This is a genomic window from Thalassobacter sp., from assembly GCF_982993085.1.
Genome location: NZ_CEZFMW010000007.1, coordinates 35,116 through 54,579 on the forward strand (window position 1 = coordinate 35,116; position 19,464 = coordinate 54,579).

Genomic DNA, 19,464 nt, shown 5'->3' on the forward strand with positions numbered 1-19,464 from the left:
ATGGCCACCGACATGCAGGTGATCCTGCGCCTGCCAACCCGCACTTTGTTTGAAGGGCGTGCGCAGCGCCTTAGGGCTGTTGGACCCACGGGCGCGTTCGGGATGTTGCCCAATCATGTGGATTTCGTGACTGCCCTGGTGCCGTCTGTTCTGACGTTACAAGCCGTTGACGGCCGTGAAAGGTTCTTTGGCCTCGACGAAGGCGTGCTGTTGAAAAAGGGGCATGTCGTCACGATGAGCGCGTTGCGCGGCGTTTCGGGGGACGATCTGCTGAGCCTGCAAAAAACCGTCGAAACCACCTTTGTCCAGATGGACGAAGAGGAGCGTCAGGCCCGCGCCGCGCTATCGCGGTTAGAGGCGGATATGGTCCGACGGTTTGCCGATTTGCACAGGCCGCAGCCATGACCCCAAGCCCCGACAAACCGAGTCGCGACATCGTCGGATCAGCCCGACGCATGAAATCCGCACGCGATCACCCAAGCGCCAGCCCGCTTCGCGGCATCGGAACATTCGGGATGATCGGCTGGTCGATCGCGGTGCCGACGGTGGGCGGCGCATTCCTAGGCCTGTGGTTGGATCGGGTGGCCCCACAGGGGTTTTCATGGACGATTGCGTTGATCTTGGGCGGGGTCGTCATCGGCGCGTTTATTGCGGCGGCTTGGGTCAACAAAGAAGGGGGACGATGATGGGACATGTGGATTGGAGCCTACTGGCTTTTGGGGGCTTGGTGGGGTTCCTGGTTGGTGGCTTGTTCTTTGCGGGGCTCGCGGTTGGCGTGCGTCGGGCGATGCTGAGTGTGCACGCGCTGGCTATCTTTTCGATCAGCGCCGTGTTGCGGATTGCGGCCTGCGTGGGCGCGGCTTGGCTTGTTCTGATGCAGCTTGGACTGTGGGGGTTCGCAGGTTTTGGCATAGGCTTTGTGCTGAGCCGCCGGGTGGCCACATATATGGTCGGGGGCCGCGTGGCCGCAAAAGGTGCACCATGACGCTATCGCCCGATGAAATCACCATGTTCACCCTCTGGGGGGTGCCAATCAATGCCACGCTTTTCTTTACGTGGATCGTGATGGCGGTGCTGACCGGCGCGTCCATGTTGATCACGCGAAACTTGCGCCCGGATGTCCCGCCGAACCGCTGGCGCACGGCACTAGAAGTAGTCGTTCAAGGCATCCAGACCCAAATCGCCGAGATCGCGCAAGCGCCCTCAAGACACCTTTTGTCCTTTGTGGGGACGCTGTTTTTGTTCGTTGCAGGATCCAACCTTTTGCTGGTGATCCCGGGGTTCCGACCACCGACATCTTCGCTGTCCACGACGACTGCGCTGGCGCTATCGGTTCTGGTGGCGGTGCCGCTGTTTGGCATCAGCAGCCGAGGGGTTGGGGGCTATTTGCGCAGCTATCTGCGGCCGTCACCAGTGATGCTGCCGTTCAACATCATTGCCGAAGCCTCACGCGGTATTTCGCTCGCGATCCGGCTTTATGGCAACATCATGAGCGGCGCGGTCATCGCGGCCATTCTGCTCAGCGTGGCACCGTTCTTTTTTCCGGTTGTGATGGACCTTTTGGGGCTGCTGACGGGCATCATCCAAGCTTACATCTTTGCGATATTGGCCACGGTCTACATTTCCAGCGCGACGGCGCCGCAAACCCAATCTTCACCACAAAAGGACGCGAAATGACTGACCTTGCGATCATCGCCGCTATTTCCATTTTCACCGCCGGGTTGACGGTGTCATTCGGGGCAATTGGCCCCGCCTTGGGTGAGGGGCGGGCGGCGTCCCAAGCGCTAAGCGCGATTGCCCAGCAACCTGATGCGGCCTCTGACTTGACGCGGACGCTGTTTGTCAGCCTTGCGATGATCGAGTCGACTGCGATTTATTGCTTTGTGGTTGCGATGATTTTGATCTTTGCCAACCCGTTCTGGAACGCGGCCCTCGCGGTGGCGCAAACGACGGCGGGCGGGTGAAATCATGTCCATCGACTGGATCACAGTCACGGCTCAGATCGCCAATTTCCTCGTGCTGGTGTGGCTGCTCAAACGGTTTTTGTACCGCCCGATCCTAGATGGGATCGATGCGCGCGAAGCGGAAATTACCGAGCGGATGGATGCCGCGACCCGTGCCAAGGAGGACGCCGCCGCCGTGCAAGCAACTTTTGAGGTTAAGCGTGATGCCCTGCAATCCGAACACGCCAAGATGGCTGAGGCTATCCGGCATCAGGCCCAGCAGGAGCGTGACGCACTACTGGCCGAGGCACACCAGCGTATCGACCGAGAGCGCGCCGCGTGGCAGGCCCACCAAGACGCTGAGGCTCATAGCTTTGCGGTCAAACTACAACGCGCGGGTGGCCAGGCCCTGTTAGAGATGACGCGCAAGGCATTGGGCGATTTGGCCGGAACCAGTCTTGAGGCGCAGATGGCTGCACATATGGGCTCAGAGCTTGCGGCGATGAAGGACGATGTCCTCCATGCGGCAGGGGAGCCAACAGAAGCGATTGTCACCAGCAGCACGACACTGCCTGACGCAGCACAAGATGCATTTCGGACCGCGTTGGCGCAGCATTTCCCTCAGACCAAAGCGCGCTTTGTAACGGACCCGACACAGGCCCCGGGCGTAGCGGTGCAACTGGGTGGCGCGCAAATCGTTTGGACCGTCGATAGTTATATTGAGGGCTTGGGCGCGGCCTTTGGCGAACAACTGAGCCGGGGCCATGACGCTCATTTGGGGGCGGTATGAACGCCTCGCTCCGCCCGCAACCGATTGAGCCTCAAGCGGTGCTTGATCTGCTACTGCGCAGCCCGTCGCCCGCACCGCTGCTGAGCGAAGTGGGCACCGTCACACAGGTGGGTGACGGCATCGCTAGCGTGATCGGGTTGGAACGTGCATTGGCCGATGAAGTGCTTGAATTCGCATGTGGGCTTAGCGGCATCGTTTTGGACCTAGAGCCGGGGCGCTTGGGTGTTGTGGTTCTGGGGCCTTCAGATCAGATCACGATTGGCGAGGCTGTCAAACGCACCCGCAAGGTTGTCAGCACCCGGGTGGGGCCGGGGCTTTTGGGGCGGGTTGTGGACCCTTTGGGTATCCCGCGCGACGGGCTTGGTGCGGTGAAATACGCGGCCCTGTATCCGGTTGAGTCTGAGGCGCCCGCCATCCGAGACCGCCACGCCATCACACGCCCCTTGGCCACGGGGATCAAGGCGATTGACGCGGCCGTACCTGTCGGATTGGGGCAGCGGCAGTTGGTGATTGGTGACCGGCAAACCGGCAAAACATCCCTATGCGTCGATGCGATGCTGAACCAAGCCCAAAGCGACGTGATCTGCATCTATTGCGCGGTGGGACAGCGGGGCGATGTCGTGGCCAAGGTGATCGGGGCTCTGCGCGCGGCAGACATGTTGGGGCGCGTCATCGTAATGGCCGCCGGGGACGAGGACGCCACGGGGCTGGCCTATATCGCCCCTTACAGCGCCATGGCGATGGCCGAGTATTTCTCACGGCAGGGGCGAGACGTGTTGATCGTTTTTGACGATCTCACACACCATGCGCGCAGCTACCGAGAGTTGTCGCTTCTGTTACGCCGCCCTCCGGGCCGTGAGGCTTTTCCCGGAGATATTTTCTATATCCATGCCCGTCTTTTGGAGCGCGCGGGTCAATTCGCCGATGCGGTGGGGGGCGGATCCATCACGGCGTTGGGGGTTGTTGAAACACAGGCTGAAAACCTGTCTGCCTATATTCCGACCAACCTGATTTCGATCACTGATGGACAAATATACCTATCCCCCCGTTTGGTCCGCAAAAACCAGTTTCCGGCCGTGGATTTAGGCAAGTCCGTCAGTCGTGTGGGCGGCAAGGCACAGACAGCGGCGTTTCGACGGGTGGCGGGCAACCTGCGTGTGACGCTTTCACAGTTTGAAGAGCTTGAGGATTTTGCGCGCTTTGGCACCCGGTTGGATGACGCGACGCGGGCGCGTCTGACGCGTGGGGCGGCGGTACGTGGTGCCTTGCGACAGGCTGAGCGGAACCCGATGCCGGCGATCTCTCAACTCGTGATCCTGACAGCGGCGCAGGCTGGTGTGTTTGACGATCTCACTGAGGCGGCCCTGCGCGCGACTATGGACCAGATAAACGATGTGGCCCCCGATGCATTGCCTGAGATTGCCCAGAAGATCGCGCAGGGCACTGAATTGGACGACGATGCCCAAGCGGAAATGTGTGCGTTGGCCCAACACGCTTGCGTAGCGGTAAAAGGGGGCCAAGATGTCCCACTCGCTTGAGACGTTGACCCGACATATGGCCGGGATGGAGAGCATTCATAGCGTGGTCCACACCATGAAAACGCTCTCGTTCCTGAATGCTGCCCCCTTTGAGCAGGCCGCACGCGCTGTTCAGGATTATCACCAGACGGTTTTGGATAGCCTGCATGCGTTTTTCGTGGCGACTGGTGGGGCGGAACTGCCGAATGAGCCTTTGGGGCGGCGTCATATCGTGGTGTTTGGCTCGGACCATGGGCTGTGCGGCACCTATAATGAGGCTATAGCGGTCCATATCGCAAAGGACCTTGATGGGATTGCGGCTGAGGCTCGTCAAATTGACTGTGTTGGCGCGCAAATGGCGGATGTGTTGCGCGATCGGAGGCTGGGGCCTGGGCACGTGTTTCTACCCGCCGCGTCGGTTGATGGCTTGGCGCGGTTGGCAAACCTTTTGACGCAACACATTGAAACGGCGCAAAACTCCAGTAGCTCACGAGGCAGTTCGGTTGAACTTGCATACGTGTCACGGGCCGCGGATGGCACGCAACGACCTAGTGTCGTGCCGCTTCTGCCGCTGAGCAATGCTTTGGTGTCTGAGCTTAGCGGCAGACCGTGGCAGTCCCGCGCGCGGCCCTCTTTCGCGATGCCACCTGACGCCCTGTTTCGGGCGCTAATCCGGGCGCATGTTTTCGCAAGCCTCGTCCGTGCTGCGGCTGAGGCGATGTTGGCAGAGAACGCCGCGCGTCTTGCGTTGATGCAGCAAGCAGAGCGCTCCGTTGAGGAGCGATTGGAGGCGCTGAAATCTCAGGCAAACACCCTGCGCCAAGATGAGATCACTACGGAATTGTTGGATGTCATCGTCGGGTTCGAAGCGCTTGGGGCGTCGGAGCGCAAAAGGCGACGCAGGGCTGCAAAGGCACCCATTTCACCAGATTTTTCAACAGAAAGGACACAACCATGAAACGCATTGCAGCCCTCGTCTTGGTGTTTGCCATACTCGGCCTTAGCGGGTGCACCGACCCGGATCATTACCCTATATCTGGCCAAGAGTGCGGCCCGGATGATCCGGTAAAAGATCTCAGCCCAAGCGACTGCTTGCCGCCGGTTTGATCTCGCTCGCAACCGTGTGATGCTGGGATCGTTCGCTATGTGGGGTGTGCTCGCCTTTGTGGGGGTGGGCTTGTTCGTTTTGTGCGGTTGGCGAATGTTGGATCATCGCGCCGACCGCGCAGAGATGGCGCGGCTGTTCGCATGCCAACCCAAAGACCCGGACCGGTTCACCGCCGCAATGGTCGCCGATTTGCCAGATCCCGCGCGCCGGTATTTTACCTACGCGATCGCCGAGGGCACGCCTTTGTTCAAGGTCGCGGTCCTTGAAATGCAGGGCCGGTTTTCTCTCGGCTCCAAGGCCTCGCCCAACTATCAAACGATGTCCGCGTCCCAAGTCTTGGCCGCGCCAGAGGGTTTCGTTTGGAAGATGGTGTGCGGCTCAGGCCTCGGGCGCATGTCAGGATCAGACAGTGCTGGGTGGACGCGATTTTGGCTCGGGGGGATAGTCCCTGTCGCGCGGTTCGGTGGGACGTTGAACCACCGGCGCGCGGCCTTCGGACGCTATATGGCTGAGGCGCTATTTTGGACGCCGGGGGCCTATTTGCAAATGCAAAACGTGCTGTGGGAGGGTGTGAGTGACACCACTTTTCGCGTGTCGATACAATATGGCGGCCTAGAGCAAAGCGTTGAAGTCACGGTTGAAACGGACGGCTGCCCAAGCAAAGTTGTGTTTCCGCGCTGGAGCAATGCCAACCCAGAGGGTGTTTATCGGGTGCAACCGTTCGGCGCGTATTTGTCGACGTTTCAAACCTTTGACGGCTTTCGCCTGCCCACCCGTGTTGAAGCCGGAAACCATTTTGGCACAGAAGACTATTTTCCGTTCTACATCGCAGAAGTGACGTCGGTCCGCTTTCCAAGCGCGTCTGCGGGATGAGTGGCAAAGGTGCTGGAGAAGAGGTCATATCATGTGATCCATATTTTCCTGCAAATGCATCTACTCACGGGATCGTCATCGGTTCTGTCATAAAACTGTGCGGCTGAATGATTATGTGATGCCGTGAAGTGGCTCAATACGGATCAAAAGATGCATTGTTATAGCCAAACTGCTCCCCGGTGGGCGACTGTGCAAGATCACGCGCTGGACCAATCGTCGGCTGATTTTCGCCGTATTTACAATGGATTTGATCGATCATTGATTGAAAGCAAGTTCAACGGCACTGCGACGATGTATCGAAAGTTTTTGATCTAAATTTATTTGAATGCAGGATGTTACAAATGGAAAAGCTCATCGATATCCCAAGACAGCCGGACTACGCTGCCCAAACTATATGCCAACCGAGGTTGGTTAGCGTGGGAGATCTTCCAGAGCAGCTGCGCAAGGATCTGGCTGCATTGGGCCCATCGCCTATGCGAACGCTTGCGGCGTTTGTGGACCTCGGCCTGTCGGACGCAGAAATCGCGCGTTATTTTGACCTGTCGGCGGCGTCAGTCACTAAGCTATGCGCTATTTGGCAGCTGCGCTAGAAACTGTGCTCATTTCACGGTGAGCACCATTTGCTCTGCGTAGTGGAGCACTTTTTGCGACACGCTGCCCAAGACGGCCCCACGAACGGCACCCAGCCCCCGCGACCCGAGCACAATCATATCGGCACCCATATTTTCTGCGGCCTCAATGATCTCGTCGGCGAAATCGCCTGAGAGGACTGCCGTTTCACCGACGGTGGCCCCCAAACTTGTGGCCGTGGCTTTTGCGAAATCGAGCAGGAGATCCCCAATCACTGAGATAACGCGCGCCGATTGTCCGCCAGTTCGCATGCCTAGCAGATCATAGGGGCGGCCGGTCACGGTGGTTTCGCTTGGGGGCAGGGCCTTTTGCGCTTGGGCCACAAGGTGTTCCACCTCAGCCATGCGGACCAATTCCTTGCTGGGCCGCCCATGCATGAGGACGTGAACGATGCAAAGCTCTGCCTTCATTTTCGATGATAATTCTGCCGCCACGCGCAGGGCGCGGCGACCCGTGTCTGAGCCATCATAGGCCAACAGAATTTTTTCAATCATGGTGCCGCTTTCGTCAGAAAAAGATAGAATTGCGGCCTCGCCCCAACAGGAAAAGCCGCGATTGTGTTATTTTCCGTGGGCCACTTTGATCTTTTTACTACCGGCCACAGTTTCGGGCGGTTTGGGGATTGTCACGGTCAAGATACCGTCTTTGACTACTGCCTCGACGGTGTCTGCGTCGATCACAAAGGGCAGGGTCATCATGCGTTGAAATGCGCCTGACATCCGCTCAATCCGATGAAAATGGCGACCCTTTTCGTCACTTTCTTCGTCTTTCTCGGATTTCTTTTCGCCTTTGATAATGATGCGATCCCCGGCGATGGACACGTCAACATCTGCCTCTGTCATGCCGGGTAATTCGGCGGTGACGCAAAATTCGGCATCGGTTTCGCTGACATTGGATCGCACGTTCATCTCAGTCGCGCCGTTGAAAAAGCCGTTGCCAAAATCATCAAACAGGCTGTCCACTTCTTTGCGCAGCGCGACCAAGGGGTGGTCGTCGTCTTTGCGGTGGCGGATCCAGTTTGTGGGGAGGTAATCTTGATAAGACATTGTGTGCTCCTTAAGGATTGTAAGGTACTTTGGGAAAGTATCAGGCGGCTGATTTCGCGGTTTGATTTTCGTCAATTCCTTAAAGGCCGGCGGTGCGCTAGATGCCGTTTGCTCGATCATAATCAGCGGCTCGGGCGACCTCGCGCGAACTGTCCGCGAGCCACCTTCAAACCGGTGTTGTTCATTTGCGTGACAACACCGTTGAACCCACCCCCCAAATTGGGCTTAAAGCATCCCAACGCCGACGCAGGCCCCCTCGAAAACGCGGAGCGCACCAGTGCCCACAAGCCCAACACCCCAGATCGGCCAAAGCAGCAAACTGTCCGTCGCCCCGATGATGGACTGGACCGACCGGCATTGTCGGGCGTTCCATCGGATTTTGTCGCAAGAAGCGTTGCTATACACCGAGATGGTCACCGCACCCGCGCTGGTGCGTGGTGGGGCGTTGCATCTTTTGCGGTTTGACGCCTCTGAACACCCGGTTGCGGTGCAACTTGGCGGCTCCGACCCGGTGGAACTGGCTGCCGCTACGCGTTTGTGTGTTGAGGCCGGTTATGCGGAGGTGAACTTGAACGTTGGCTGCCCTTCTGATCGGGTGCAGTCGGGCAGTTTCGGCGCCATCCTAATGGAAAGCCCGGGCCTTGTGGCCGAGTGCGTCTTGGCCATGCGGGCAGCGGCAGGGGATGTGCCTGTCACGGTCAAATGTCGGATCGGCGTTGATGATCAAGAGGTTGAAAATACTCTGCCCGAATTTTTGTCGCGCATTGTGGCTGCCGGGTGTGAACGCGTGACGATCCATGCCCGCAAAGCATGGCTTCAGGGTCTTTCGCCCAAGGAAAACCGCGATATCCCACCGCTCAATTACGACCTCGTGCGTGAGATGAAGATGCTGTTTTCGCACCTTGATATCTCGGTCAATGGGGGCATCGGGTCGTTGGATGAGGCGCTGGCGTTCATCAACGGCGGGCTGGACGGTGCGATGATCGGGCGCGCGGCGTATCATGAACCCTACGCCATTCTTTCGCAGGTCGATCAGCGGGTGTTTGGCAAAGACCGCCCCGTGATTTCGCGTCATGACGCAGCACTCGCGATGGTCCCGCATATCGAAGCGCATCTGGCCGAGGGTGGAAAATTGGGTCAGGTTACGCGGCATATGTTGGGTCTGTTTACGGGTCAGCCGGGCGCGCGCACATGGCGGCGGACGCTGTCCGAGGGGGCCGCTCAGCCGAGCGCCGGAGTAGAGGTGTTGCACGCGGCACTGGCTCATGTCATGCCGCAGACGACCTCCTAAGCATCGGAAATCACTGTGCCAGATATTTCAATTCTGCTCCCCTTTGTGGGGTTTCTCTTGGTCGTTGGGGCCTTTGCGGGTGTTTTGGCTGGATTGTTGGGTGTTGGGGGCGGCATCGTCTTGGTGCCTGCGTTTTACTTTGTGTTTCAACAGCTTGAATACACCGGTCCGCAGTTGATGCAGGTGTGCGTGGCCACGTCGCTCGCGACCATCATCGTAACATCGGTGCGGTCCGTGCGAGCGCACCACGGCAAGGGCGCGGTCGATTGGCAGATATTGCGCACCTGGGCCCCCGGGATCGTCGCGGGCGCGGCCACAAGTGTGCTGGTGGCCAATCAACTCCGCTCAGACACGATGGTGGTGATCTTTGCCTGCCTTGCGCTGAGCGTTGCGGCCTATATGGGGCTGTCCAAAGACCACTGGCGGCTGGCGAAAGCGATGCCACAGGGCGCGCGCCGTGTGGCAATGTCCGTCGGCGTTGGTTTCCTGAGCGTCCTGATGGGGATCGGCGGGGGCGGCATTGCGGTGCCGCTGATGAAGCTGCATGGCCGCCCAATCCACAGCGCAGTTGGGACAGCGGCGGGCTTTGGCTTGCTGATTGCGGTGCCCGGCGCGATTGGTTTCTTGCTTAGCCCGACGAGCGTTGGTGCCCCCCCCGGAACTGTGGGTTTGGTGAACCTCCCGGCTTTTGCGATCATCGTGGCGATGACCACGATCACCACGCCAATTGGCGTCAATCTTGCGCATCGGTTAAACCCGAACGTGCTAAAACGCGTGTTCGCGGTGTTTCTGTTTTTGGTGGCGCTGAACATGATCCGCAAAGCAATCATGGGATGACTGGCGCGTTGTTCGAAAGCCGAGGCTGGGCGATTTTTGATCCAGAACCAGCGGTTGAGGCATGGTGTGCGGCAGCAGACATTCGCGCCGGGGCCGTAATGCGCGACCCACGCCGTTCACGCGAAAACCTGCGCCATGGACGGACGTGGTTTGTGGGTGTGGATGTGATGGGCTGCGCGCCGTCTGGTGCGATGCCCGGCGGACCCAAACTGGGCGGCGCTGGCATTGAGTTTGCAGCCACCCAAATGTCAGACGATTGGAGCGGGGATTGGGGGCGCGGGCAATTGTCAGTTGCCTATCCCGGCTATCCGCGCCGCGATCCACAGGAAAGCGTGGCCAACCATCGATTCAGGGCGATGCGTGACGGCGCCCATCTGGATGGTTTGCTTCCCGTTGGGCCAATGCGGCGGCGAAAGTTCATGGAACCTCATGGGGTTATCGTTGGAATTGCTCTTGATGACAGTCGCGGGGGGCGCAGCCCTCTCGTGGTGTGGGAGGGCAGCCATCTTCGCTTGCTGGATATGATGCGGACAGCCCTGCGCGATGTCCCGGAACCGCAAATGTCTGACATTGATTTAACGGATATTTACGCAACCACGCGCAAGGCGTGTTTTGCGGAATGTCCACGCGTTGAGCTAGGGGTCAAGCCGGGGCAGATGATTGTTCTGCACCGCGCACTTTTGCACGGCATCGCACCTTGGGGCAGCCCCACGGCACAGCCACGCCGCGCGGTCTATTTCCGTCCAGAACTACCGACGATCACAGATTGGCTTGCCTAAAGCTGGGGTGCCTGCCGCCCGGTGCGCCCGCCGCGCCGCCCTTTGGGCTGTGGCTCACGGGTTGGTAGTTCGGCCATGATGGCTTGGCGTACATCGGGCGCCATGCTGGACCACGCACCGATTTCATCAATGGACCGCGAACAGCCGATGCATAGACGTGTCTCGGGGTGGACAACGCAGACCTGCACACAAGGGCTTTCGATCTCGGCGCGACGCCAGACGGGCGGGGTGTCGGTCATTGTTCAAGTGTTCCTTAGATTGCGCAGACGATCCAACGCCCCTTGCAAGATAAACCCAGCGGCGACGTGATCAATGACCTCTGCGCGACGTTTGCGCGACGTATCCGCCTTTAGCAAGGCGCGTTCGGCTGCCACGGTACTCAGCCGTTCGTCCCAAAAGGTGATCGGCAGGGGGCAGCGGGCGGATAGGTTGCGTGCAAAGGCGCGGGTGGATTGCGCCCGTGGCCCTTCGGATCCGTCCATATTGCGGGGCATTCCTAGCACGATCCCACCCAACGCGCGCTTTGCGATGATCGCGTCCAGCTTGTCCACGTCTAGGCCGAACTTCTTGCGCTTGATCGTTTCCAATGGCGTGGCGATCGACAAAAGACTGTCCGAGACCGCGACGCCAATGGTTACCGTGCCCAAATCCAACCCCGCGATTGCGGTGAATGGGGGCAGGGCGGTGGCGAATTCCTCTAGCGTTTCAAAGACGCTCATCCCGGGTTCACCCCTGCCTGGTCTGCAGCGTGGTTTAAGATATCAAGCGCGCCTTGATCGCCCTCAAATACCAAGATCGCCTCGGAATAGACGCCAAAGGCTGCATCCGTATTGCCCAACACACCCAGCGATGTGATCAGCCGCGCCCATTCTTCGGGCGGCCCCCCTTCGGAGCCAAGACGTTCTGCCAGCCCTTGCACCATGCCTTGGATCATCTGGATACGGTCCTGCATCGACATTTCGCCCGCCGCTTCGATATCGTCAGAACTAGGGCCGCGGAGGCCGCCTGTTCCGGTCACGGGTTCATCGGCGCGCGGGATCGGCAGTTGATCAAGGGGTGTCGCATCGCCCGCAAGCGCCGAGACATCCTCGATCTGAAGCAAGATAGGCTCAAGCCATGGGGCGTCTGCCGTGCTGTCGGCGAGCAGGCGGCGCCATGTGGGCCAAGCCAAATCGTAGCGGCCGGCCTGCACATACATCAGGCCGGTGTAATAGCGCGCGGTGCCGTTGCGTGGGTCGCGACCCAGCGCGTTTTGCAACACGGCCTCTGCCTCGGGTGAGACATAGCCACCAGCCGCAAGGATCATCAGTTCGGCCAACGTCGCGACCTCGCTTGCGGGGGCGTCATTCACACCAAGAATTTCGATCACGCGCTGCTGCGCGGTGTAGGCGGCGACCATATTGCCAAGGCCCGCCTCATTGCGCACCAACAACCGGTGGCCGCGCAGATCATCGGGGCGCTGCTGCAATATTGCGCGCAACTGGGTCATCAGTTCAGAGACGTCTTCGGCGTCGATCTGCGGGGCAGGGCGCGAGGTCACTTGTTCCTCGGCCAGTGCTTGGCTGGGGCGGCTGGCGCGCGCATCTTCAAGCTGTGCGATCCGGGTCTTAAGCGGCAGGTCAGGATATCCCGGCGCACCAATTTGCAGATAGGTGACAACTGTAATGCCAATGACAATCACGGCAGCCAAAGTGATCGCTACGCTGCGGGGGCCCACGCCGTGGCCGAGCCCGGTGTTGCGGTCGGCCTCTAGCAAACGACGCGAAATCTCTAGCCGGGTGCGTTCTGCGGCATCTGCCGTAAGTACGCCGCGCGCAACGTCTTTCTCGACCTCACGCAGCTGATCACGGTAAACTTCCACATCTTGCGCGGCGCCGCTTTGCTCTGCATCGGCGCCAAAGACCGTCCGCGCCAAAAGCCCCACGACCACAAGCAAGGTCGCCCCAGCAACCAGCCAAAAAATCATTCCTACACTCCCGTCGGTTTCATTAGATTTAGTATGCACGGGGCTTGGGCAAAACCCCCAAAGTTGCGGCAAAACGGACGTGTTTTTCGGCAATGTCGCAATTGACGATTTAAGAGACGCCTGCGCGCGGCTTGAAGATTGTTTTGCGAGAGATACCCTCATCCAAGACTGACCCGGGAGCCCTGTGCGCATGAAACGCTATTCTGCCTTTGCTATTGCCCGTGAGGCCGCGAATTACCACCAAGGGTGGGAACGCGCGTGGGCCAAACGCGCGCTTAAAAAACGCTATGATGCTATTATCATAGGGGCTGGTGGCCACGGGCTGGCCAGCGCTTATTACCTTGGCAAAAACCATGGCATCACGAATGTGGCCGTGTTGGAAAAAGGTTGGTTGGGGGGCGGCAATACGGGCCGCAATACCACGATCATCCGGTCCAACTATTTGCAGGATCCATCCGCGGCGATCTATGAAAAAGCGCGATCGCTATATGAAACGCTGTCGCAGGACCTGAATTATAACGTGATGTTCAGCCCGCGCGGGGTCATCATGCTGGCGCAGACCCACCACGAGGTGCGCGGCTATCAACGCACGGCTCATGCCAATGCCCTGCAAGGGGTCAAGACCGAATGGATCGGGCCGGAGCGTGTCAAACAGCTGTGTCCGATCATGAATATCGAGGGGCCGCGTTATCCTGTTTTGGGCGGCTTGTGGCAGGCCCGTGGCGGAACTGCGCGGCACGATGCTGTGGCTTGGGGCTATGCGCGGGCGTGTTCGGACATGGGGATGGATATCATCCAGCAGTGCGAAGTGACGGGTGTGACCTCTGAGGGGGGCAAGGTGACGGGCGTGCAAACATCGCTTGGTGACATTGGCTGTAACTCGCTTGGGATCGTCGTGGCGGGTCATTCGAGCCATGTCGCCGAAATGGCGGGCTTCCGCCTGCCAATCGAAAGCGTCGCCTTGCAAGCCCTTGTTTCTGAACCGATCAAGCCCTGCATGGATGTGGTCGTTATGGCCAACACCGTCCACGGCTACATGAGCCAATCTGACAAAGGTGAGATGGTGATCGGTGGCGGCACCGACGGCTATAACAACTACACGCAGCGCGGCTCGTTCCACCATATTGAGGAAACCGTACGTGCCTTGATCGAAACCTTCCCGATGATTTCGCGGCTCAAGATGTTGCGCCAGTGGGGTGGGATTGTGGATGTCACGGGGGATCGGTCTCCGATCCTTTCTAAAACACCGCTAGAGGGATGCTACATCAACTGCGGCTGGGGCACCGGCGGGTTCAAGGCGATCCCGGGTTCGGGCTTTGGGTTCGCGGAATTAATGGCCAAGGGCTATTCGCCACTCACGGCCGAATTCGGGATGGAGCGTTTCCGCGAAGGCCGTTTCATCGACGAAAGCGTTGCGGCTGGGGTGGCACACTGATGATTGCTACATCCCGCCCGGTCCCGTCCAATTCTTGCGCCCATCGACCAATCACTAAAAAAGGGATGCACCCATGCTAACCCTCAAATGCCCCTACTGCGGCGTCCAAGCCTGTGAGACAGAATTGTCCCCCGGCTATGAAGCGCACCTCAAACGCTTTGGCCCTGGCTCCAGCGATGACGACTTTGAGACGTATCTGTTCACGCGCCCCAACGTCAAAGGCGTCCATTTCGAGCGGTGGCGTCATGCCTATGGTTGCGGGAAATGGTTCCTCGCGGCGCGCTGTACCACGACATTAGAAGTGTTTGGCACCTATTCGGCCCAAGTACCTGCACCTCCGGCCGAGATCATCGACGCCATCAAATCCAAACGCCCCGACTGGAGCCCAGAGACATGAGCTTTCGTCTGCCAAGCGGCGGTCGCCTGATCGACCGCACGTCCGAACTAAAATTCACCTTCAACGGGCGCATCATGCGCGGGTTTGCGGGTGACACACTGGCCTCCGCGCTGCTTGCGCGCGATCAGATGCTGATGGGGCGCTCGTTCAAATACCACCGTCCACGCGGCGTTGTCGCCAGCGGGGCCGAAGAGCCGAACGCGCTGATGAACATCGGTGAAGGTGGCCGGTTCGAGCCGAACCAACGCGCCACCACGGCAGAGCTGTTCGACGGTATGGCTGCGCGCAGCCAAAACCATTGGCCGAGCCTTGAGTTCGACGTCGGCGCGATCAATGCTAAGTTTGCGCGGTTCTTGCCCGCTGGCTTTTACTACAAAACGTTCCTCTACCCACGCCACTTCTGGAAGTACGTGTTTGAGCCGATCATCCGCCAGTCGGCGGGTTTGGGCGCGGCGCCCAAAGAAGCCGATGCCGACACCTATGAGCATTTTTATGCGTTCTGTGACGTGTTGATTGTGGGCGGTGGTGTCGCAGGCCTGATGGCTGCTCGGGATGCCGCAGCCGAAGGGAAACGGGTCATCGTGCTGGAGCAGAATGGTCACTGGGGCGGTCGCGCGCCAGTGGACGGCGCTGTGGTCGAGGGCAAACCTGCGGATGAGTGGATCAGCACTACGTTGCAGGGCCTTGAAAACAATGAAAACGTCACGCTGCGCGATCGGTGCATGGGCGCGGGCGTCTACGATCACGGCTATGTTTTGGGGTATGAGCGGATCACTGATCACGCACCTGCCAGCGACGTGCCGCGCCACCGTTTGTGGCGGATCCGCGCGGGCCACGTTGTAACAGCTACGGGTGCGCTGGAACGTCCGCTCAGCTTTGCGGGCAACGACCTGCCGGGTGTGATGCTGGCCTCTGCGGTCCGGGATTACGTGGTGAACCATGCGGTTGCCCCGGGCAAACGGACCGTGGTTGTGACCAATAATGATGATGCCTACCGCACCGCTGAGGTGATGCTAAACGCTGGCCTGACGGTGCCAGCGATCATCGATGCACGGTCTAGCGTGGATGATACCCTTATTAGTAAGTTCAAGGGTTTGGGGGTTGAGGTTAAAGTTGGCTCTGCGATTGCCAAGGTAAAAGGCAAAGACCGCGTCACGGGTGTTGCCGTTTGCGCCCAAGACAGCGACGGAAGCGCGAGCACGGTTATCGACTGTGATGCGGTGGCCATGTCCGGCGGCTGGTCCCCGGTGGTGCACCTATGGTCCCACTGTGGGGGCAAACTGACGTGGGATGAAGGTCAGGCGATGTTCCGGCCCGACCCCAACCGACCGCCCACCAACCAAACGGGCGAAGGCTTTGTGTCGGTCGTCGGTTGGGCCAACGGTGAGATCGACCAAGGTGACATCGCCCCGGTCTGGATCATGCCCCAAGGTGCCTCGATCGCGACGCGCAACAAGATGTGGCTCGATTTTCAGAATGACGTCAAAGTGTCGGACGTTCAATTGGCCGCACAAGAAGGCTTTGAAAGCGTTGAACACGCCAAGCGCTATACCACCCTCGGGATGGCCACAGATCAAGGTAAGTTGAGCAATATCAACGGCCTTGCCGTCTTGGCTGATGCACTGGATACAGGCATCCCGCAGGTGGGTACGACCACGTTCCGTCCACCTTATACACCCATTTCGATGGGCGCGATTGCGGGCGAAGCACGGGGTGAAATTTTCCAACCGCTGCGCCGGACGCCGATGCATGGCTGGCACGAAAAGAATGGCGCACACTGGGAACCTGTTGGTCATTGGCGGAGGCCCTATTGCTTCCAACAGCCGGGCGAAAGCGTTGAGGCCGCGGTAAACCGTGAGATCACGAACACCCGCAGTAGCCTTGGCCTGCTTGATGCCTCGACCTTGGGTAAGATCGTGGTCAAGGGGCCTGATGCGGGCAAATTCCTCGACATGCTCTATACGAACATGATGTCGAACCTGAAGCCGGGCAAATGTCGCTACGGGCTTATGTGCTCGGAAAACGGGTTCTTGATGGATGACGGCGTGGTCGCGCGCATCGATGAAGACACGTGGCTGTGCCACACAACCACTGGCGGTGCCGATCGCATCCATGCGTGGATGGAGGATTGGCTTCAGTGCGAGTGGTGGGATTGGAAGGTTTGGACCCTGAACCTGACGGAGCAGTTCGCGCAGGTCGCCGTTGTTGGGCCGAACGCGCGCACGATGCTGGAAACGCTGGGCGGCATGGATCTGAGCGCGAAGGCGCTGCCCTTCATGGGCTGGGCCGATGGTAAGATCGGTGACTTTAACGTCCGTGTATACCGCATTAGTTTCTCAGGAGAATTGTCCTATGAGATTTCGGTGCCAGCGTCCGAAGGCCTTGCTTTCTGGGAAGCGCTGATGGAGGCTGGTGAACCTTTTGGGATCACCCCGTACGGCACCGAAGCACTGCATGTGATGCGGGCCGAAAAGGGCTTTATCATGATCGGTGATGAAACCGACGGCACAGTGATCCCGCAAGATCTTGGTCTCCATTGGGCTCTGTCGAAAAAGAAAGAGGACTTCCTTGGCAAGCGCGCCCACAGCCGCAGCCATATGGCGGACCCGACCCGGTGGAAGCTGGTGGGCCTTGAGACTGTTGACGGAAGTGTTCTGCCGGATGGTGCCTATGCCGTTGCGGATGGCCACAATGAAAACGGGCAGCGCAATATGATTGGGCGTGTGACCTCAACCTACTACTCGCCCACGCTGGGCCGCGGGATCGCGATGGGGTTGGTGTTGCACGGGCCGGACCGTATGGGTGAGGTGCTTGCCTTCCCACGTGTTGATGGCACGGTTGCCTATGCGCGGATCGTTGATCCTGTGTTCTATGACCCTGAGGGGGAGAAGCAAAATGTCTAATGCAGCGAGCGTGTTAGGGGGCGTTGTGGCCGAAGGTTTCGTAACCGTAAGGGATGCAGGTCTGGCGGGCATGGTCACAGTCCGCGCGGATTTGTCCGATGCGGCGACGGTCGCGGCGCTTGGGTCATGTGGAATCACGGTACCAGCGGTGCGCCAGATTGCGGATGGCGTGGCGTGGATGGCACCCGATGAGGTTTTGCTGATTACGGAGTACGCAGACGCACCCGAACTTGCACAAAAGGTGCAGGCCGCGTTGGCGGAAACCCATGCGTTGGTGCATGTGGTGTCGGACGCTCGTGCCGTTGTGCGCGTTGAGGGCGCTGGTACTCAGGAAGTCTTGGCCAAATTGTGCCCCGTTGACATAGCCACGCTCGCCCCCGGTGAGGTGCGTCGCACCCGCTTGGCACAGGTTGCTGCCGCGTTTTGGCTAGAAGACCCCGAGACAGCGCAAATAATCTGCTTCCGCTCGGTCGCGGATTACGTGTTCGGCGCGCTCAAGATGTCAGCGCGTGCCGGGTCTGAGGTGGGGGTTTTCGCCCGCTAAACCCGCCGATGGTGTGAAACCGTGCCGTCAGGGGTTGACCTTGGGGCCGGTCACACGACATTGAGCGTTAACGATCCACAAGACCTACAGGAGAGACCTACATGGCTTTTGAACTGCCTGACCTTCCCTATGCCCATGACGCTTTGGCCGACAAAGGCATGTCCGCAGAGACGCTGGAATACCACCACGACCTGCACCACAAAGCCTATGTCGACAACGGCAACAAGCTGATTGCCGGCACCGAGTGGGACGGCAAGTCGATGGAAGACATCATCAAGGGCACATACGACGCAACAGCCGTGGCCCAAAATGGTATCTTCAACAACATCTCGCAGCTGTGGAACCACAACCAGTTTTGGGAAATGATGGGCCCAGGCGCATCGGCCATGCCGGGTGAGCTGGAAAAAGCCTTGGTTGAGAGCTTTGGCTCGGTCGAAGAATTCAAGTCGCAGTTCTCTGCTGCGGGTGCTGGTCAGTTCGGCTCTGGCTGGGCGTGGCTGGTGAAAACGGCTGACGGTGGTCTTGCGGTGACCAAGACTGAAAACGGCGTGAACCCGCTGTGCTTTGGTCAGACAGCGCTTTTGGGCTGTGATGTGTGGGAACACTCCTACTACATCGACTTCCGCAACAAACGCCCCGCGTACCTGTCGAACTTCCTCGACAATCTCGTGAACTGGGAAAACGTCGCATCCCGCATGTAAGTGCAGGCTGAACGATCCAGACAAAAGCACGCCTTCGGGCGTGCTTTTTCGTTGTGCAAGGGCTTACATTGGCGTCATGACGCTATGAAAGCCGTTACATTGCGCTAAGGCTGTGTCGCATCCAATGCGCCAGTAACATCATCGCGAACCGTGAAGAGTGACAGCAGCGATGCGTCCGCAAATCCCTCATCCACGACATGCTGCAACAATGTCAAAAGTGGGTTCCAGTAGCCATCTGTGTTCAGCAAAACGATAGGTTTTGCGTGCAGGTCCAGTTGGGCCCACGTAAGAACCTCCATCAGTTCATCAAGGCTTCCTGCGCCCCCGGGCAAAACGACGACGGCATCGGCGTTCATGAACATGACTTTTTTACGCTCATGCATGGTTTCGGTGATGATAAAGGTGCCCAAGTCGCGTTTGCCAACTTCGCGTTGCAGCAGGTGCGTGGGGATGACGCCGAATGTATCGCCGCCCGCTGTTTGGGCGCTGCGCGCAACCCGGCCCATTAACCCAACATCGCCGGCACCATACACCAACCGCCAGCCCCGCACTGCTAGACCGTGGCCAAGTGCCTCCGCTGCCGCGGCATAGGCAGGATTCTTGCCATCACGAGATCCACAATAGACGCAAACAGAGTGAGCCATGTCGCACACCAACCTTTGATGATAAGTAGAAGAAAGGGATGACTTTTCCTTGGCTACACG

Annotated in this window: 25 protein-coding genes; 19 read left to right on the top strand and 6 right to left on the bottom strand. The window is 59.1% G+C overall.

What is annotated here, in order from left to right; translation table 11 throughout:
- The 11 genes from AC4GMC_RS02375 to AC4GMC_RS02425 all read left to right on the top strand — a co-directional run bounded on the left by AC4GMC_RS02375 (position 1) and on the right by AC4GMC_RS02425 (position 6,821).
- Positions 1-405, top strand: coding sequence for an ATPase (locus AC4GMC_RS02375; protein ID WP_487876796.1), 405 nt, complete (start codon positions 1-3; stop codon positions 403-405).
- Positions 402-686: an AtpZ/AtpI family protein gene (locus AC4GMC_RS02380; RefSeq protein WP_487876792.1), complete on the top strand. Its 285-nt coding sequence runs from the start codon at positions 402-404 to the stop codon at positions 684-686. The genes AC4GMC_RS02375 and AC4GMC_RS02380 overlap by 4 nt, the downstream gene beginning before the upstream one ends.
- Positions 683-985, top strand: a complete 303-nt coding sequence (locus AC4GMC_RS02385; RefSeq protein ID WP_487876793.1) for an ATP synthase subunit I — start codon at positions 683-685, stop codon at positions 983-985. Before AC4GMC_RS02380 ends, AC4GMC_RS02385 begins: the two co-directional genes overlap by 4 nt.
- Complete coding sequence (locus tag AC4GMC_RS02390) at positions 982-1,677, top strand: F0F1 ATP synthase subunit A (protein WP_487876794.1); 696 nt, start codon at positions 982-984, stop codon at positions 1,675-1,677. Before AC4GMC_RS02385 ends, AC4GMC_RS02390 begins: the two co-directional genes overlap by 4 nt.
- Positions 1,674-1,964, top strand: a complete 291-nt coding sequence (locus AC4GMC_RS02395) for a F0F1 ATP synthase subunit C (RefSeq protein ID WP_487878884.1) — start codon at positions 1,674-1,676, stop codon at positions 1,962-1,964. Before AC4GMC_RS02390 ends, AC4GMC_RS02395 begins: the two co-directional genes overlap by 4 nt.
- A 4-nt stretch (positions 1,965-1,968) precedes the next feature.
- On the top strand, positions 1,969-2,733 hold the full coding sequence (locus tag AC4GMC_RS02400) for a F0F1 ATP synthase subunit B family protein (protein ID WP_487876725.1): 765 nt from the start codon (positions 1,969-1,971) through the stop codon (positions 2,731-2,733).
- A complete protein-coding gene (locus AC4GMC_RS02405) occupies positions 2,730-4,271 on the top strand; it encodes a F0F1 ATP synthase subunit alpha (RefSeq protein ID WP_487876724.1) in 1,542 nt (513 codons plus the stop codon). Before AC4GMC_RS02400 ends, AC4GMC_RS02405 begins: the two co-directional genes overlap by 4 nt.
- A complete protein-coding gene (locus AC4GMC_RS02410; protein WP_487876723.1) occupies positions 4,255-5,208 on the top strand; it encodes a F0F1 ATP synthase subunit gamma in 954 nt (317 codons plus the stop codon). The genes AC4GMC_RS02405 and AC4GMC_RS02410 overlap by 17 nt, the downstream gene beginning before the upstream one ends.
- A complete protein-coding gene (locus AC4GMC_RS02415) occupies positions 5,205-5,357 on the top strand; it encodes a hypothetical protein (protein ID WP_487876722.1) in 153 nt (50 codons plus the stop codon). The genes AC4GMC_RS02410 and AC4GMC_RS02415 overlap by 4 nt, the downstream gene beginning before the upstream one ends.
- A gap of 37 nt (positions 5,358-5,394) precedes the next feature.
- On the top strand, positions 5,395-6,231 hold the full coding sequence (locus AC4GMC_RS02420; protein WP_487876721.1) for a DUF6544 family protein: 837 nt from the start codon (positions 5,395-5,397) through the stop codon (positions 6,229-6,231).
- 416 nt (positions 6,232-6,647) lie between these two features.
- Positions 6,648-6,821, top strand: a complete 174-nt coding sequence (locus AC4GMC_RS02425) for a hypothetical protein (RefSeq protein ID WP_487876720.1) — start codon at positions 6,648-6,650, stop codon at positions 6,819-6,821.
- 9 nt (positions 6,822-6,830) lie between these two features.
- Here AC4GMC_RS02425 and AC4GMC_RS02430 read toward each other — a convergent pair whose 3' ends face one another.
- On the bottom strand, positions 6,831-7,355 hold the full coding sequence (locus tag AC4GMC_RS02430; RefSeq protein ID WP_487876719.1) for a universal stress protein: 525 nt from the start codon (positions 7,353-7,355) through the stop codon (positions 6,831-6,833).
- 66 nt (positions 7,356-7,421) lie between these two features.
- Positions 7,422-7,907, bottom strand: coding sequence for an Hsp20/alpha crystallin family protein (locus AC4GMC_RS02435; RefSeq protein ID WP_487876718.1), 486 nt, complete (start codon positions 7,905-7,907; stop codon positions 7,422-7,424).
- 334 nt (positions 7,908-8,241) lie between these two features.
- On the opposite strand from AC4GMC_RS02435, the gene dusA reads away from it, so the two are divergent.
- From dusA to AC4GMC_RS02450, 3 genes are read left to right on the top strand one after another with little or no spacing between them, the layout of a single operon-like run.
- Positions 8,242-9,198: a tRNA dihydrouridine(20/20a) synthase DusA gene (gene dusA, locus AC4GMC_RS02440; RefSeq protein WP_487876726.1), complete on the top strand. Its 957-nt coding sequence runs from the start codon at positions 8,242-8,244 to the stop codon at positions 9,196-9,198.
- Positions 9,199-9,213: 15 nt separating this feature from the next.
- Entirely contained in the window at positions 9,214-10,035 is an 822-nt protein-coding gene (locus AC4GMC_RS02445) for a sulfite exporter TauE/SafE family protein (RefSeq protein WP_487876717.1), read from the top strand.
- Positions 10,032-10,814 (top strand): phytanoyl-CoA dioxygenase family protein, encoded by a 783-nt coding sequence (locus tag AC4GMC_RS02450; RefSeq protein WP_487876716.1) that lies wholly within the window; start codon positions 10,032-10,034, stop codon positions 10,812-10,814. The genes AC4GMC_RS02445 and AC4GMC_RS02450 overlap by 4 nt, the downstream gene beginning before the upstream one ends.
- Here AC4GMC_RS02450 and AC4GMC_RS02455 read toward each other — a convergent pair.
- Genes AC4GMC_RS02455 through ccmI form a run of 3 tightly spaced genes read right to left on the bottom strand, consistent with a single transcriptional unit; the run spans position 10,811 to position 12,780 of the window.
- Positions 10,811-11,053, bottom strand: a complete 243-nt coding sequence (locus AC4GMC_RS02455) for a DUF1289 domain-containing protein (RefSeq protein ID WP_487876715.1) — start codon at positions 11,051-11,053, stop codon at positions 10,811-10,813. The two genes, AC4GMC_RS02450 and AC4GMC_RS02455, sit on opposite strands and share 4 nt — an antisense overlap.
- Before the next feature lie 3 nt (positions 11,054-11,056).
- Positions 11,057-11,533: a Holliday junction resolvase RuvX gene (gene ruvX, locus AC4GMC_RS02460; RefSeq protein ID WP_487876714.1), complete on the bottom strand. Its 477-nt coding sequence runs from the start codon at positions 11,531-11,533 to the stop codon at positions 11,057-11,059.
- On the bottom strand, positions 11,530-12,780 hold the full coding sequence (gene ccmI / locus AC4GMC_RS02465; RefSeq protein WP_487876713.1) for a c-type cytochrome biogenesis protein CcmI: 1,251 nt from the start codon (positions 12,778-12,780) through the stop codon (positions 11,530-11,532). The genes ruvX and ccmI overlap by 4 nt, the downstream gene beginning before the upstream one ends.
- A 190-nt stretch (positions 12,781-12,970) precedes the next feature.
- Between ccmI and AC4GMC_RS02470 the strand changes: the two genes are divergently transcribed.
- From AC4GMC_RS02470 to AC4GMC_RS02490, 5 genes are all read left to right on the top strand, one after another.
- Entirely contained in the window at positions 12,971-14,215 is a 1,245-nt protein-coding gene (locus tag AC4GMC_RS02470) for a sarcosine oxidase subunit beta family protein (RefSeq protein ID WP_487876712.1), read from the top strand.
- A gap of 73 nt (positions 14,216-14,288) precedes the next feature.
- On the top strand, positions 14,289-14,612 hold the full coding sequence (locus AC4GMC_RS02475; RefSeq protein WP_487876711.1) for a sarcosine oxidase subunit delta: 324 nt from the start codon (positions 14,289-14,291) through the stop codon (positions 14,610-14,612).
- Positions 14,609-17,515 carry an FAD-dependent oxidoreductase gene (locus tag AC4GMC_RS02480; RefSeq protein WP_487876710.1) on the top strand — a complete coding sequence of 969 codons (2,907 nt, stop codon included), beginning with the start codon at positions 14,609-14,611 and terminating at the stop codon, positions 17,513-17,515. Before AC4GMC_RS02475 ends, AC4GMC_RS02480 begins: the two co-directional genes overlap by 4 nt.
- The gene (locus tag AC4GMC_RS02485) at positions 17,508-18,059 is read left to right on the top strand and encodes a sarcosine oxidase subunit gamma (protein WP_487876709.1); all 552 of its coding nucleotides are present in this window, start codon (positions 17,508-17,510) and stop codon (positions 18,057-18,059) included. Before AC4GMC_RS02480 ends, AC4GMC_RS02485 begins: the two co-directional genes overlap by 8 nt.
- A 101-nt stretch (positions 18,060-18,160) precedes the next feature.
- The gene (locus AC4GMC_RS02490; protein ID WP_038002796.1) at positions 18,161-18,760 is read left to right on the top strand and encodes a superoxide dismutase; all 600 of its coding nucleotides are present in this window, start codon (positions 18,161-18,163) and stop codon (positions 18,758-18,760) included.
- A 104-nt stretch (positions 18,761-18,864) separates the two neighbouring features.
- Here AC4GMC_RS02490 and AC4GMC_RS02495 read toward each other — a convergent pair whose 3' ends face one another.
- Positions 18,865-19,404 (bottom strand): LOG family protein, encoded by a 540-nt coding sequence (locus tag AC4GMC_RS02495; protein WP_487876195.1) that lies wholly within the window; start codon positions 19,402-19,404, stop codon positions 18,865-18,867.
- Positions 19,405-19,464 lie beyond the last annotated feature (60 nt).

Bases quoted from the DNA above. Each gene is read 5' to 3' on its own strand.
- AC4GMC_RS02375 (WP_487876796.1), top strand. From the start codon at position 1: ATGGCCACCGACATGCAGGTGATCCTGCGCCTGCCAACCCGCACTTTG.
- AC4GMC_RS02380 (WP_487876792.1), top strand. From the start codon at position 402: ATGACCCCAAGCCCCGACAAACCGAGTCGCGACATCGTCGGATCAGCC.
- AC4GMC_RS02385 (WP_487876793.1), top strand. From the start codon at position 683: ATGATGGGACATGTGGATTGGAGCCTACTGGCTTTTGGGGGCTTGGTG.
- AC4GMC_RS02390 (WP_487876794.1), top strand. From the start codon at position 982: ATGACGCTATCGCCCGATGAAATCACCATGTTCACCCTCTGGGGGGTG.
- AC4GMC_RS02395 (WP_487878884.1), top strand. From the start codon at position 1,674: ATGACTGACCTTGCGATCATCGCCGCTATTTCCATTTTCACCGCCGGG.
- AC4GMC_RS02400 (WP_487876725.1), top strand. From the start codon at position 1,969: ATGTCCATCGACTGGATCACAGTCACGGCTCAGATCGCCAATTTCCTC.
- AC4GMC_RS02405 (WP_487876724.1), top strand. From the start codon at position 2,730: ATGAACGCCTCGCTCCGCCCGCAACCGATTGAGCCTCAAGCGGTGCTT.
- AC4GMC_RS02410 (WP_487876723.1), top strand. From the start codon at position 4,255: ATGTCCCACTCGCTTGAGACGTTGACCCGACATATGGCCGGGATGGAG.
- AC4GMC_RS02415 (WP_487876722.1), top strand. From the start codon at position 5,205: ATGAAACGCATTGCAGCCCTCGTCTTGGTGTTTGCCATACTCGGCCTT.
- AC4GMC_RS02420 (WP_487876721.1), top strand. From the start codon at position 5,395: ATGTGGGGTGTGCTCGCCTTTGTGGGGGTGGGCTTGTTCGTTTTGTGC.
- AC4GMC_RS02430 (WP_487876719.1), bottom strand. From the start codon at position 7,355: ATGATTGAAAAAATTCTGTTGGCCTATGATGGCTCAGACACGGGTCGC.
- AC4GMC_RS02435 (WP_487876718.1), bottom strand. From the start codon at position 7,907: ATGTCTTATCAAGATTACCTCCCCACAAACTGGATCCGCCACCGCAAA.
- dusA (WP_487876726.1), top strand. From the start codon at position 8,242: ATGATGGACTGGACCGACCGGCATTGTCGGGCGTTCCATCGGATTTTG.
- AC4GMC_RS02450 (WP_487876716.1), top strand. From the start codon at position 10,032: ATGACTGGCGCGTTGTTCGAAAGCCGAGGCTGGGCGATTTTTGATCCA.
- AC4GMC_RS02455 (WP_487876715.1), bottom strand. From the start codon at position 11,053: ATGACCGACACCCCGCCCGTCTGGCGTCGCGCCGAGATCGAAAGCCCT.
- ruvX (WP_487876714.1), bottom strand. From the start codon at position 11,533: ATGAGCGTCTTTGAAACGCTAGAGGAATTCGCCACCGCCCTGCCCCCA.
- ccmI (WP_487876713.1), bottom strand. From the start codon at position 12,780: ATGATTTTTTGGCTGGTTGCTGGGGCGACCTTGCTTGTGGTCGTGGGG.
- AC4GMC_RS02470 (WP_487876712.1), top strand. From the start codon at position 12,971: ATGAAACGCTATTCTGCCTTTGCTATTGCCCGTGAGGCCGCGAATTAC.
- AC4GMC_RS02475 (WP_487876711.1), top strand. From the start codon at position 14,289: ATGCTAACCCTCAAATGCCCCTACTGCGGCGTCCAAGCCTGTGAGACA.
- AC4GMC_RS02480 (WP_487876710.1), top strand. From the start codon at position 14,609: ATGAGCTTTCGTCTGCCAAGCGGCGGTCGCCTGATCGACCGCACGTCC.
- AC4GMC_RS02485 (WP_487876709.1), top strand. From the start codon at position 17,508: ATGTCTAATGCAGCGAGCGTGTTAGGGGGCGTTGTGGCCGAAGGTTTC.
- AC4GMC_RS02490 (WP_038002796.1), top strand. From the start codon at position 18,161: ATGGCTTTTGAACTGCCTGACCTTCCCTATGCCCATGACGCTTTGGCC.
- AC4GMC_RS02495 (WP_487876195.1), bottom strand. From the start codon at position 19,404: ATGGCTCACTCTGTTTGCGTCTATTGTGGATCTCGTGATGGCAAGAAT.